Raw genomic sequence first — 11,950 nt, 5'->3', positions numbered from 1 at the left:
ATGGATAAGGAAAACTGAGTCATAGCGCAAGGTTAGTGACGCTGTCTGCCGTCAGGCGAGCAGCATTGCCATGGGCGATTGTCGGCCTGCACCTCTCTCCATGTCGTTGTCAGCCCCTGATGTGAGCGCCTCATTTGACTGCAAGTCACAGCACTTCAACAACGGGTTACTTGCGACTGCCTGTCAGTTGAGGGGCAGGTGTGTAGATATTGCTGGGGGGTCAGGCCGAACTCTTGCTTGAAGCGGGCTGCGAAGCGGCTGGGGGAGTCGTAACCGCAGGCGAGGGCCACGTCCAATGGCGTGAGGGCTTGTTGAAACAGGCTGAGGGCATGGCTCATGCGTATCTGAGTGAGCAGCGTGCGAAAGCTGCACCCCTCGGCGGCCAGTTTGCGCACCAGGGAGGCGCGGCTCATGGAAAAATGCGGGGCTATGCCCGCCAGGGTATGGTTGGCGCCAGGCTCCACGCTCAGATAACGGGCGAGCCGCTCACCCAGGCTCATGGTGCTGGCGGGAAAAAGCAGTGCCAGGCCGTTTGCAGCCTGCAGCTCGGCATAGAAGCCGCGCAGCAGCTCGGTCTGGGTGGCTTCACTCAGGTTGCGTTGCGCCATGGAGCAGACCAGATCGAAGCAAAATGCCAGCTCGGGGGTCACTGTCAGCCTGGGATCTTTTATGGGGGAGGCTGGATCGGGTGGTGAGTCTGTCAGCCACTGCGCCGGGGGTGGGGACAGCAGGGTCAGAACATGGGAGCTGAATTTGCCTTGCTCGGGCTGGTTGACGAAGGTGAGCTGGTGGCCCGCCGGGATCAGCAGCCAACTCCCCTTGTCAAACGACAGGCGCCTCTCCTGCCACCACAACTGTTTGTGGCCCTGCTGCACCCAGATGAGGGTCGGCGCATAGATGAGCACCCTGTGCAGGGGCTGCTGGCGGATCCCGAAATAGTGATTCAGTTGCAGCAGGGGAGTGCTCATCCGGCGGGCTCCTAGGGGGTGACGAAGGTGGCGGTCAGGGTGGCTTTGCCCAGCGCCATGGCATTGAGCATGTAGCCTACCATGGCGGGCGGGGTATCTGCCTTCACCTCGAGATCCTGGGGCAGGGCCCAGGCGGTGAACTGGTAACGGTGCATGCCGTGCCCGGCCGGGGGGCAGGGGCCGCCGTAACCCTGGCTGCCGAAGTCGGTTCTAAGCTCCAGCCCCTGCTTGAGCTTGCCGGAGGCGTTGCTGGCCAGTGCGCTCTGGTTGGCGGGTGTATAGGACCTATTGAATTGATCACTGGGAATGGTTAGGGAATAAGTGGGATCTTGAGGGAATAGATGGGATCGGGAAACCAAGAAGCATGCGGCCTGTAGAGCGATCGAAACTCTGCAGGCCGTTTTCGTTGGTGCGGATCCACGGAATGATCAACGGATCCGAAAGCGGCGAAAAATCGCTAGTGAATTGATCACAGCCGATTTCATTAGACCGGGTTTAAACAGGCTTTAAACCGACATCACGTTTCGTTGATGATGCGCACAACGCGGCCAATCACCTTGCACACCTCATCAGCATCGACAGGCAGCGTGATTGGCTCATAGCGCGGGTTCTCGCAGTTCAGGCTCCATCCGCCCGGGATCTTCTGCACATTGCGAATGAGCGCGGCGCCGTCGACTTCAACGACCATGAGGGATCCATCAGCCAGACGGTTGTCGCGGCTATTGATGATGACGGTGTCGCGGTGCTTGATCCGCTGCGCCATGCTGTCGCCGTTCTGCACAAAGAAAGCCAAATCGCTTGGCTCGAACCCACGCCATTTCAGCCACTTGGAAGAGACCGGGAAGGTGCCACCCATCTCATTCAAGAAAAGCTCTGGCTCTTCTATGAAGAAACGCAGTTCAACGACATCATCATGTCTTCTTGTTTTATAACTTATTGATTCTTCTTCAATACTAATATCTCTACCAAGAAGTTTACCAAGACCTCCAGCAACGGATCCCACTGTTGCAGCGGCCCCAAGGAATGGAAATCCAGCTGCCGCCGCCATCGGCCCGCCAGCCACTGTGACAATGGGGGCACTTAACGCTGCACCAGCGCCAGGAACCCACGTCGCCACTCCGTCCTGGTTCGGCGGCGATAACTGATCGCTCACCGCCTTGGGTAGCACTGAGATGTGATACTCGAATGCCTTGGTGCCAGAACGCTTGCGCCGGGCCCCCTCCTTTCCTTTCGCCCACTCGTCCAGGATGTCCCTGGTACGGCGGTCTGTCGTCGGCATTCCTTCTAGCCCGGCCACCTCTTTTGCAGTGACCCACAATTTCCGATTCCCACCCTGGGAATCGGAAATCACTTCCGATTCATGTTCACTCATTTCCGAATCCCGTAACCAATTGTTTGTATTGGCTTTGTATGCGTATTGAGGAGTGATTCTGAAAAGTCGAATCGGAAACAACGGAAAAATAAATTTCCGATTCGCTTGATCTCACGTCCGTTTTGTCTTTATAGTCTGGTTAATAAGACGAGTAACCAGACGGAGTTACAAAGATGAGTTACCAAGTTAGCGAAATAGTCTCGCAGAAAAAGACACCGGAGGGGAGCGGAAATGTTGACTGGCATCGTGCTGATGTCGTCGCCGCTCTCAAGAAAAAGGGGATGACCATCTCCGCGCTGAGCCGTGCCAACGGACTGGCGGCCAGCACACTGGCAAACGCATTCCGCTTGCCATGGCCGAAAGGGGAAAAAATCATCTCTGGTGCTCTTGGTCTTGAACCAAAAGACATCTGGCCTAGCCGTTATCAAAACCTGCAACAGGCCAGTTGAGGAGCATCGCGATGGAGTGGTTCACCTCATCTGAGTTGGCAGGCACAGCAGGCATGCCAACAACAGACCGCCAAATCAGAAACATCATGAAGGATCTGGCTTCATCCGATCCTGAGAAAGCCCGCCAGCGCGAAGGGAGCAAAGCCACCGAATACCACATCAGCATCTTGCCGCCGGTTGTCCAAGCCGCCCTGCTGCGCAAATCCGGCAAGGTCAAGGTCGGCGGCATGACACTGGATCTGCCCAAGCCACAGGCGCCGCGCTACTGCAAAGAGCAGCTCTGGGCCAACTGGAGCAAGGCCAATGACAAGGCCCACGCCAAGGCCAAAGACCGCCTGAAAGCGGTGCAAGCCGTGCATGCCCTGGTGGCAAACGGCAGCACCCTGATGGAGGCCTACCAGCATATTTCCGCCGAGTTCGCCATCGCCCTGCCGACCCTGCGCCGCTACTGCGCCGCCGTGAAGGGGTTTGATGACTGCGACTGGCTGGCTGTGCTGGTGCCCAAGCAGCAGCAAGCCGCCACCGAAAGCCGCGCCGCCCGTCTGGCCCCCGTCAGCGATCAAGCCTGGGAGTACTTCAAGGCCGACTACCTGCGCCGCGAGCAGCCGACCGCTGCCGCCTGTTACGAGCGGTTGAAGCTGGCCGCCCGCGATCAAGCCTGGGCCGTGCCCAGCCTGACCAGCCTGATGCGCCGCCTGGATCTGGAAGTGCCCAACCCCCAGCAGGTGATGCTGCGCCAGGGCGAGCACGCGCTGATGCAGCTCTACCCGCCGCAGGAGCGCACCATCGAAGGGCTGGATGCCATGGAGTGGGTCAACGGCGACGGCTACCTGCACAACGTCTTCGTGAAGTGGTTCAACGGCGAGGTGATCCGCCCCAAGACCTGGTTCTGGCAAGACATCTACAGCCGCAAGATCGTGGGCTGGCGCACCGACATCAGCGAAAACACCGACAGCATCCGCCTGTCCCTGATGGACGTCTGCAGCCAATACGGCATCCCACGCGAGATCACCATCGATAACACCCGCGCCGCCGCCAACAAATGGATGACCGGGGGCGTGCCGAACCGCTACCGCTTCAAGGTCAAGCCAGACGACCCGCTCGGCCTGATCCCTCAGTTGGGCATCAAGCTGCACTGGTCCAGCGTGCTGCTGGGCAAGGGCCACGGTCAGGCCAAGCCGATCGAACGTGCCTTCGGCGTGGGCGGGCTGGACGAAATCATCGACAAACACCCGGCGCTGGCTGGCTGCTACACCGGCCCCAACCCCATGGCCAAGCCGGATAATTATGGTGAACGGGCGGTGAGTGCCGACGAGTTCCTGCGCGTCGTGGCCGAAGGGGTCGCCCAGTACAACGCCAAGCTGGGCCGCCAGACCGAAGCCTGCCGGGGCGTCATGAGCTTTGACCAGGCCTTCGCCCAGAGCTATGCCCAGGCCACCGTGCGCAAGGCCAGCCGCGAGCAACTGATGATGATGATGCTGCAGGCCGAAGCCACCCGCGTCAGCAAGCACGGTTCCATTCATCTTGAGGCAGGCGGCGCCATCGCCAGTCGCAACAACCGCTACTACCACCCCGATCTGGCCCAATACGCCGGGCAGAAAGTGGTGGCCAAGTTTGACCCCCAACGCCTGCACGAGGCGGTGATCGTCACCACCTTGCAAGGCCAGACCATCTGCGAAGCGGAATGCCATGGAAAAGTCGCCTTTGGTGATACCCAGCAGGCCCGCGAGCACAAGCGCCGCCGCACCCAGTTCGTCAAGGCCAACAAGGCCGCCGCGCTGGCCCAGCAAGGGATGTCTGCCCTCGAAGCGGCCGCCCTGCTGCCCAGCATCAGCGACGAGCCAGCCCCCGAAACCAAGGTGGTGGAGATGGTGCGCCCGGTTGCGCTCGGCAATGCCGCCCTGGCGGTACAGCCCGCGCCGCTGGTCGCCAACCAACCCCAGACCGAACCCGCCCCAGTCGTCGACTACGAGGCTCGCTATATCGCAGCCAACGAGCTGGCTCTGGCCACGTTGAAGAAAAGCCGGATTTAACCGGCGTTTACCCAAGAAAAAAGCGGCCTGTGGGGCCGCCTGAAAGGAGATTTACATGTCAAACGTAGTCACTTTAGACCAGAACAGCAACACCGGCAGCGACGTGATCGCCCGCGTCAAAGCCCTGCTGGAACAGAGCACCGTCACTCAGGCGCAGATCGCCAAAGAGATCGGCGTCTCCGGCTCGACCGTCAACCAGCTGCTCAATGGCAACTACAAGGCGGACCCAACCGCGATGGTGCAGAAGCTGGCCAACTGGCTGACCGCCCGCGACCAGCGGGCCGATGCCCCCCGCGATCCCGGCTTTGTGATGACCGAAACCGCCAAGCAGATCATGGCCGACATGGGCTATGCGCTGACCACCCAGAGCATCGTCATCATTCACGGCATCTCTGGCGTGGGAAAAACGACCGCCCTGCGCGAGTTCCAGCGCAATAACAACAACGTCTGGGTGATCACCACCAGTCCGAGCCGCGCCACCATGACCGAATGCCTCTACGAGCTGGCCATGGAGCTGGGCATGGAAAACGCCCCGCGCCTGCGTGGCCCCCTGGCCCGCGCCCTGCGCCGTCGCCTGCGCAACACCAAGGGCTTGATCGTGGTGGACGAAGCGGACCACGTAGACCGCCCCACCCTGGAAGAGCTGCGCATCCTGGCCGAGGAGGTCGAGGTGGGCCTGGTGCTGGTCGGCAACAGCCGGGTTTACACCCAGTTGACCGGCGGCCCGCGCAGCGAGGACTTTGCCCGCCTGTTCTCTCGCATCGCCATGAAACGCGCCCTGACCAAGGCCAAGAAGGCCGATGTGCTCGCCTTCGCCAGCGCCTGGAACATCACCGGCGCGGCCGAGCTGGATCTGCTGCTGCGCATCAGCGAGCGCCCGGGGGCCCTGCGTCTGGTCAGCAAGAACCTGAAGCTGGCGGTGATGTACTCGGGCGGCGAACCGCTGACCGAGCAGATCCTGCTGCACACCTTCAACAAGCTGGAGGGGGAGTGATGGCCCTTGGACCCAATACAGACGCCGAAATCAGACGGCGCCTTGAAAAGGAGTTCGGCAACCCCGTCCCGTGGACTGGTCGATTAACCCACGTCCACCTGCTGAGCGGCATCAAGGGACGCGAGGTGAGCCGCAGTGATGGCGAGGTGGTGATCGAGAACGAGAAAGGCCTGGCGCAAGCCTATGACGAAGACCAGCTGCACCTGTTCTGGGCGCCGCTGACCCGTGATTCACAAGGAGAGAACGCATGAACATTCGCACCAACAGCATCGGCGTCATCGCCCAGCGCGTCATCGCCACCCTGCGCAAGAGTGGCTGCCAGGTGCTGGCCGTCAAGGCTGCCCAGGTACGCCCCATGATCGAGATCGCTTACCCCACCGACGAGCTGAAACGGGACGCGCTCGAACTGAACGAGCAGGTCAACGGGCTGCGCCGCCGCGCCTACGCCGCCCGCCTCGGCGGCTGCATCGTCCACTGGCACGAAGACCTGCCGCAAGACGACTTCGAACTGACCGGCAACATGACCGCGGTTGAGTACCTGCACCACCGCGCCGCCGGCTTTCCGGCTTAACAGGAGTACACAGCAATGACCAACCAACCTGACAACCTGCGCAAGAACGCCCTGGGCCACTTCGTACCGGAGTCCCTGATCGCCCCGCTCGACCTGCTGCGCGATGACCTGGTGACCCGCCTGTGCAACGAGGCGCACGAAGAGAAGCTGCGCCTGCTGGCCCGCAAGGCCAGCATCGCCCAGGAGATCGAAGCCTTCATGGATCTGTCGGCCGCCGAGTACGGCGTGCAGTACGGCGGCACCAAGGGCAACGTCACCCTGACCAGCTTTGATGGCCGCTTCCAGGTGGTGAGGGCCATCGGCGAGCACCGCAAGTTCGACGAGCGCCTGCAGACCGCCAAGACCCTGATCGACGCCTGCATCGGCCGCTGGAGCGAGGGCAGCAGCAGCGAGATCCGCGCCCTGGTGGACCACGCCTTCCGCGTCAACAAGGGCGGCCATGTGGACGTCAACCAGGTGCTCTCCCTGCGCAAGCTCGACATCCAGGATGCCGAGTGGAAAGAGGCGATGAAAGCCATCGCCGACGCTATCACCGTGGTCGGCAAGGCCGAGTACATCCGGTTCTATGAGAAGACCGACAACGGCGGCTACAAGGCCATCGTCATCGACTGGTCGAAGCTGTGAGGCCCGCCATGAAGAACCTAACCCCAGAAGTGATCAAGCAGTTGGCGCTGGCCCAACTGCTGGCAGACCGGAGCGAAGACCAGGGCACCGAGTTTGAAGATGGCACCTATGAGCAAGGTGTGCGGGATGCCCTGGGCTGGATGTGCGGGCTGCTCGATAACCCGCCCTACAACCCCGACGAGTGGCCAGTCACCGAAGAAGAGCTGGCCATCATGACCGAAGGCCTGGGGCTTGTCGGGCTGACCGATGTGGATATGCCAAGTGGTCGCAAGGTCGTTGACCAGAACAGCCCTGTCGCCCAGTTGATGCGCAATATCGAAAGCGCCTTAGACGATGGAGTTTGAAACCCGCTATGGCCCGCTGTACGTCACCCGCCACGCCTTCCAGCGTTGGGTGCAACGTACCGGCCGCAGCGAACTGGAGATGCTGGGCGCCCTGTCACGAGCGTGGCGCCCAAGCAAACGCCAGCTGCGGCGGATCCGGCAGCGCGAGGCGGGATGGAGCCCGCGCCGGATCCTCGAATGTGACCATGCCTACTTCATCTTGAAGAACGGCTCAATCGTCACCGTTTACGACAAGCACTGAACCGCATTTAAACAGGAGCAACACCATGAGTAATCCGGCTTTGAAGGGCGACGAGATCGCCCGTAACCCAAATGGTTACATGGCAATGGCCACCCGCGCCGCCGAACTGGAGCGCGAGGGGCGCTATATCCCCGCCCTGGATCTGTGGGTGATGGCCAAGAAGGCTGCCAAGAACGTCATCAACCAGCACTGGGCCCAGGCCCGCGTCGACCTGGGCATGACCTGCATCCACCGTTTCGGCAAGCGGGAGGCGTGATGGCTATCAGCAAGGAACAGTGGCTGGCCATTGCGGCCGAGCTGAAAGGCAGCTGGGTGCAGGTGAAGTTCAAGCTGCATGGCCACGAAATTCACATCACCCGCGAGCGCAAGAGCGAAAGCACCACGGTGCTGGCCGTGTATATCGATGGCGCCATCAAAGGTGCTTGGATGAAGGAGTTGGCCGAGATCGACCCGGCTGACGAGTTCATGAACAAGGTGGTCAAACAGGTTCACTTCCACAAATTCAAAGCCAGGTGGAATAAAAAAGAGCTGGATCGTATCGCCAGATTTAAACGGTCATTCGGTGTCAAGGAGGCTAGAAAGGTATTCGGCTCCGAACCGGAAAAAGATGGCTGGACCTACCTTTTTCCCTACTTCGGCAGCAGTGCCGCACTGGTGCGCCAGTTCAAGAAGATCGACGGGCTGGAGCTGGTCAGCGAGCTGAAAGAGGTGACGGCATGAGCATCAAACCCCGGACCTTCTATCTCGCGGTGGCGGTCTATTGGGCGCTGCTGATCCCGGCTGCCGCCTGGGCGGTGTACGAAATCGTGAAGTAGGGAGTGACCGACATGTCGAACGTGAAATACCTGCTCAATACCAGCGTGGCCGATGGCAAAAGCTCCCTGGAGTGCCAACTGCAGAGCAACCCGCAGCAGGCCCTGTCCGATGCGCAACTGGCCATCGACTTCATCAACCAGTATGGCCAAGCCGCGAAGCACCGCTCCCGCCTGGCCATGCTGACCACCATCGTCAACAAGGCGCGTAAAGCGCTGAAAAAGTGAAGGGGAACAACATGGTTACACAAGAGAAAGCCGAAGAACTGGCTCAGAAATATTTGCAGCAATACCTGAATGAATGCGGCCTGGATAAAACCAGTGATGCAGGTAATGCGCTGATGAAAATGTGCAGTGTTGCTGGGGTCATGATGGTCGCAACTGTCGGCTATGACGATGCAGTCCAGCGCATGTATGGGACCGCCTCTTTCATCGAACACAAGATGATTGGTGTGAAGTTCAGTCAGCAAACGGTGAACTGAGCAATAACGCGAAACGGGGGCCTTCCCCCGTCTGCCTGGCGTGGTTGCCAGGCACTGATGAGCAGCCGACCGGGCCCGGTCATAACCCACTCCTGAAACCAGTGAGGACGCTATGACCCGAGAAGTGCTGAACAACCTGTTAAACCGGCTCTATGGCGAGATGGCCATCGCGCTGGATTGGAAAGCGAAGCTGGTGCTGCAGCGCCGGTTTGTTGCCCTGTCACGGGGCGCGAGAAAGTACCACGCCAACGATCTGGCCGGCGATGCCCTGCGCGGCGCCGAACAGTTGCTGGCAGAGCTGGAGGCCGACCGCCTGCAGTGGAATGGCAAGGGGGCCGTATGCACGGTGAATACACGCCACTGATGAAACCCGGCTTGCTGGCCAAGCGGCTGTCCTCTGGCAAGGCCAGGCTGGATCCCGAGATGGGCCTGGAAAAGCTCTGTACCGGCTGCAACGAATACTGGCCGCAAGACACGGCCTTCTGGTCAGTGTGGAACAGCGCCAGATCCTGCGATGGGCTGCAGCACTACTGCAAGGCCTGCGAGGGGGAGATCGCCGTCAAGCGTTGGAAGGAGAAAGCAGCATGAAGCTGACCGCCTACCAACGCCGTCAGGTGGACTACGTCAAGGCCAATATGCCCGGCATGGTCACCCGCCAGCATAAGGGGATGAACCGGGCCGCCGTGAAGGCGGCCAAGGCCGAAGACGACCAGAAGGCGATGGCCTGGCTTGATAGCACAGTGCCCCGCTGGCGAGAAGGCAAGCCGCCCAAGACCAACAAGATTTATGTCGCTGCGCTATCGGTGAGCGATGCGGATGAGGAGCAAGACGATGATGAATAAACACAGCTGGGAAGCCATGGCGCAAAAGATCAAGCAGGTTCCTGACTACCGCCACAAGAGCGCGGCCATGCTGGCCGAGGCATTGGGAGAGTGTTCTGAACGGCAGATGCTGAGATGGATCCGCACCCTGATAGATAAGGGACTGATCGAGCCACGTTCACTGATCACTTATGATGGATTGCTGACGGTGCGCCGCATCCAGCGTTATCTGGCCCAGCATCAGGGCACTGTTTATCTGGGTCTGCTGGCTAAAGAGGTCTATGGAGCAGGCAACAATTACTCCTGGTTGCGCTGGCTGATCCAGAAGGCGGTGGCGGAAGGCTTCGAGCTGGATGCCTCGCGCATTAGCAGCGAGACCATCCCCACACAACTGCGGGCCAAACGCCGCGAAGTGGAGGGCAAGCCCCGCTTTATCAGCTGGGCAGAAGTTGACCCAGAGCACCTGCAGCGGTTCGTCGCCCTGCACCAGTTTGTAGGAGGTCGCCATGCAGCCTGATGCCAAGCGTCTGCTTACCCTGGTGCACGTCGGCCGCCGCGAATTGAGCCTGGATGATGAGGACTATCGCGCCCTGCTGGAGTCGGTCACCGGCTCCCGCTCTGCCAAGGGGCTCAAGGCCGCACAGCTTGAGGCCGTGGTCACCGCCATGAAGGGGCTGGGGTTCAAGGTGAAGGGCAACACGACTGGCCGCCGTTCGCCGCCCAGCGCCACCCATGTGCAAGCCCCCGAGGTGCGCAAGCTGCGGGCTATCTGGATCACCATGAACAATGACGGCCTGCTGCACGACGGCTCTGAGGATGCCCTGGGCAGCTTCATCCGCCGGATGACGGCCAATGCCAACGGCGGCGTGGGCATCAACCGGGCGGAATGGCTCACGTCAGTGCAAGCCGAACGGGTGTTGGAGGCGCTGAAAAAGTGGCACATTCGGCTGATGACCGATGCCATCATCGCCCTGGGTGAATCGGTGCCTGAGACCCTCAGCCATCGGCATGATGCCAAGCCGGGCTATGACCTGATCCGGGATGCCTATGAAAACCCGGGCCCGCGGCCGCCGCGAATCATGGTGCTGGATGGAAACAAGACCATAGACGAATTGAACAACAAGGCCCAATAATGGGCCTTTATTTTGGAGGTGTTATGACGTTATTGATCGGTTTGGTGGTGCTGGCCTGCGCGGTTTGGGTGCTGTTCGATTCACACAAGAAGGGGGCCCGCAATCCGGCAGGGTGGGCGGTGTTCGTGGCGGTGATCTGGTTCATCGCGTTCCCGTTCTACCTCTACAAGCGCAACAAGCTGGCACCCGCTGACAAGGCACCCGCGCCGAGTAATCGCTGGGTCGGGTTGGCGCTTGTGGTGGTGCTGGTTGGCGCTACCACCTTAAATGCCATGCGGCAGGAGGCCTTGCCCGCGTGCTCCTCGCCAGAAGTGACCGAGGTGCTGGGCCGCCTGTTGCCCGGTATGGCGATCACCAACCCGGCGCAGCGTCTGGAAAGCGCCGACTTCGGTGACGTTCGCCAGTGCAATGCCACCGTGGCCGGGAGCATCCAACCCTATCGGGTCACCTGGTACAGCAGCGACAAGGACCAGATCATCGTCACCCTGGAGTGATAGCCTGCCCCTTGGGAGCCCCGATCCAGGAGGTTATGATCTCAACACCCAGCCATGCTGGGTGTTGTTTTATCCGGGAGGGAGCGGCCATGAGCAATCGCGAAGAGCAGATCGAGATGTTTGGTGAAGCAGTGGGCAAGAACGAGGTGAGCCATCATCTTGACCGCCTGCTGGATGAAGATGCGGAGGCCGCCTGGCCGGAAACCCTGCGGGATCTCTACACCCTGATCGAGCGCACCGTCGAGCAGCACCGGGATGATAAATCCCTGTCGGTGATCCTGCTGTCGGAAATCGTTCAGACCTTCGGCGGTGCCCGCTTCTATCTGCCCCGGGGCAAGAGTATCGAGGTGATGGTGCGCAGCATGATGGTCTGGAAGGCCTTCACCGGCAACAACACCTATGAGCTGTCGCGCCAGTTCAAGGTATCGATGCGGGAGATCCAATATATCCTGGCCAGGATGCGCAAACTCGAAGCCCGTTCCCGTCAGCGCGATCTGTTTGCCGGCACGGAACAAGCCGCCCCGGCATTAATCAAAAAGCACGGACGTTTATATTAATTTGACGTTCGTGAAATTCACGGCAATATGACCCGCATATCACCCAGCACCATAT

Annotated in this window: 21 protein-coding genes, 1 other RNA gene and 1 pseudogene; 20 read left to right on the top strand and 3 right to left on the bottom strand. The window is 60.4% G+C overall.

Annotated features, from left to right (window positions below):
• Positions 1-155: 155 nt before the first annotated feature.
• The 3 genes and pseudogenes from ACSMDR_RS05575 to ACSMDR_RS05565 form a co-directional block, all read right to left on the bottom strand.
• A complete protein-coding gene (locus ACSMDR_RS05575; RefSeq protein WP_436467546.1) occupies positions 156-968 on the bottom strand; it encodes a helix-turn-helix transcriptional regulator in 813 nt (270 codons plus the stop codon).
• 11 nt (positions 969-979) lie between these two features.
• Positions 980-1,243 (bottom strand): annotated as a pseudogene (locus tag ACSMDR_RS05570) (YbhB/YbcL family Raf kinase inhibitor-like protein); the annotation flags it as partial.
• 242 nt (positions 1,244-1,485) lie between these two features.
• Positions 1,486-2,340 carry a helix-turn-helix domain-containing protein gene (locus ACSMDR_RS05565; RefSeq protein WP_436467545.1) on the bottom strand — a complete coding sequence of 285 codons (855 nt, stop codon included), beginning with the start codon at positions 2,338-2,340 and terminating at the stop codon, positions 1,486-1,488.
• A 173-nt stretch (positions 2,341-2,513) separates the two neighbouring features.
• On the opposite strand from ACSMDR_RS05565, the gene ACSMDR_RS05560 reads away from it, so the two are divergent.
• The 20 genes from ACSMDR_RS05560 to ACSMDR_RS05465 all read left to right on the top strand — a co-directional run bounded on the left by ACSMDR_RS05560 (position 2,514) and on the right by ACSMDR_RS05465 (position 11,895).
• Positions 2,514-2,789, top strand: a complete 276-nt coding sequence (locus ACSMDR_RS05560; protein ID WP_187593171.1) for a helix-turn-helix domain-containing protein — start codon at positions 2,514-2,516, stop codon at positions 2,787-2,789.
• Between the two features lie 11 nt (positions 2,790-2,800).
• Positions 2,801-4,822 carry a transposase domain-containing protein gene (locus tag ACSMDR_RS05555; protein ID WP_436467544.1) on the top strand — a complete coding sequence of 674 codons (2,022 nt, stop codon included), beginning with the start codon at positions 2,801-2,803 and terminating at the stop codon, positions 4,820-4,822.
• 55 nt (positions 4,823-4,877) lie between these two features.
• Positions 4,878-5,816: an AAA family ATPase gene (locus tag ACSMDR_RS05550; protein WP_236267791.1), complete on the top strand. Its 939-nt coding sequence runs from the start codon at positions 4,878-4,880 to the stop codon at positions 5,814-5,816.
• Entirely contained in the window at positions 5,816-6,067 is a 252-nt protein-coding gene (locus ACSMDR_RS05545) for a hypothetical protein (protein ID WP_436468200.1), read from the top strand. The genes ACSMDR_RS05550 and ACSMDR_RS05545 overlap by 1 nt, the downstream gene beginning before the upstream one ends.
• A complete protein-coding gene (locus tag ACSMDR_RS05540; RefSeq protein WP_319893154.1) occupies positions 6,064-6,387 on the top strand; it encodes a Kil protein family in 324 nt (107 codons plus the stop codon). The genes ACSMDR_RS05545 and ACSMDR_RS05540 overlap by 4 nt, the downstream gene beginning before the upstream one ends.
• A 15-nt stretch (positions 6,388-6,402) precedes the next feature.
• Complete coding sequence (locus ACSMDR_RS05535) at positions 6,403-7,011, top strand: DUF3164 family protein (RefSeq protein ID WP_436467543.1); 609 nt, start codon at positions 6,403-6,405, stop codon at positions 7,009-7,011.
• Between the two features lie 8 nt (positions 7,012-7,019).
• Positions 7,020-7,355, top strand: coding sequence for a hypothetical protein (locus ACSMDR_RS05530; RefSeq protein ID WP_436467542.1), 336 nt, complete (start codon positions 7,020-7,022; stop codon positions 7,353-7,355).
• Positions 7,345-7,596 carry a hypothetical protein gene (locus ACSMDR_RS05525; RefSeq protein ID WP_103259281.1) on the top strand — a complete coding sequence of 84 codons (252 nt, stop codon included), beginning with the start codon at positions 7,345-7,347 and terminating at the stop codon, positions 7,594-7,596. Before ACSMDR_RS05530 ends, ACSMDR_RS05525 begins: the two co-directional genes overlap by 11 nt.
• Positions 7,597-7,621: 25 nt before the next feature.
• Positions 7,622-7,852 (top strand): ANR family transcriptional regulator, encoded by a 231-nt coding sequence (locus ACSMDR_RS05520; protein ID WP_436467541.1) that lies wholly within the window; start codon positions 7,622-7,624, stop codon positions 7,850-7,852.
• Positions 7,852-8,316: a hypothetical protein gene (locus ACSMDR_RS05515; protein ID WP_436467540.1), complete on the top strand. Its 465-nt coding sequence runs from the start codon at positions 7,852-7,854 to the stop codon at positions 8,314-8,316. Before ACSMDR_RS05520 ends, ACSMDR_RS05515 begins: the two co-directional genes overlap by 1 nt.
• Positions 8,317-8,423: 107 nt before the next feature.
• Positions 8,424-8,636 (top strand): hypothetical protein, encoded by a 213-nt coding sequence (locus tag ACSMDR_RS05510; protein WP_436467539.1) that lies wholly within the window; start codon positions 8,424-8,426, stop codon positions 8,634-8,636.
• An 11-nt stretch (positions 8,637-8,647) separates the two neighbouring features.
• The gene (locus ACSMDR_RS05505; RefSeq protein WP_436467538.1) at positions 8,648-8,890 is read left to right on the top strand and encodes a hypothetical protein; all 243 of its coding nucleotides are present in this window, start codon (positions 8,648-8,650) and stop codon (positions 8,888-8,890) included.
• A gap of 6 nt (positions 8,891-8,896) precedes the next feature.
• Positions 8,897-8,961, top strand: an RNA gene (locus tag ACSMDR_RS05500) — hammerhead ribozyme type II.
• Between the two features lie 41 nt (positions 8,962-9,002).
• Positions 9,003-9,254 (top strand): hypothetical protein, encoded by a 252-nt coding sequence (locus ACSMDR_RS05495; RefSeq protein WP_103259285.1) that lies wholly within the window; start codon positions 9,003-9,005, stop codon positions 9,252-9,254.
• On the top strand, positions 9,230-9,478 hold the full coding sequence (locus ACSMDR_RS05490; protein ID WP_436467537.1) for a hypothetical protein: 249 nt from the start codon (positions 9,230-9,232) through the stop codon (positions 9,476-9,478). The genes ACSMDR_RS05495 and ACSMDR_RS05490 overlap by 25 nt, the downstream gene beginning before the upstream one ends.
• Entirely contained in the window at positions 9,475-9,732 is a 258-nt protein-coding gene (locus tag ACSMDR_RS05485) for a hypothetical protein (RefSeq protein ID WP_436467536.1), read from the top strand. Before ACSMDR_RS05490 ends, ACSMDR_RS05485 begins: the two co-directional genes overlap by 4 nt.
• Positions 9,722-10,228 (top strand): hypothetical protein, encoded by a 507-nt coding sequence (locus tag ACSMDR_RS05480; RefSeq protein WP_436467535.1) that lies wholly within the window; start codon positions 9,722-9,724, stop codon positions 10,226-10,228. Before ACSMDR_RS05485 ends, ACSMDR_RS05480 begins: the two co-directional genes overlap by 11 nt.
• Positions 10,218-10,844, top strand: a complete 627-nt coding sequence (locus tag ACSMDR_RS05475; RefSeq protein ID WP_436467534.1) for a gp16 family protein — start codon at positions 10,218-10,220, stop codon at positions 10,842-10,844. Before ACSMDR_RS05480 ends, ACSMDR_RS05475 begins: the two co-directional genes overlap by 11 nt.
• 23 nt (positions 10,845-10,867) lie before the next feature.
• Complete coding sequence (locus ACSMDR_RS05470; protein WP_436467533.1) at positions 10,868-11,338, top strand: hypothetical protein; 471 nt, start codon at positions 10,868-10,870, stop codon at positions 11,336-11,338.
• 89 nt (positions 11,339-11,427) lie between these two features.
• Entirely contained in the window at positions 11,428-11,895 is a 468-nt protein-coding gene (locus ACSMDR_RS05465; RefSeq protein ID WP_436467531.1) for a Mor transcription activator family protein, read from the top strand.
• Positions 11,896-11,950: the final 55 nt, after the last annotated feature.

The organism is Aeromonas molluscorum (genome assembly GCF_051376105.1).
GTDB classification, from domain to species: domain Bacteria; phylum Pseudomonadota; class Gammaproteobacteria; order Enterobacterales; family Aeromonadaceae; genus Aeromonas; species Aeromonas molluscorum.
The sequence above is the reverse complement of the archived record's forward strand: the minus strand, read 5'-3'. Positions and strand labels throughout refer to the sequence as shown.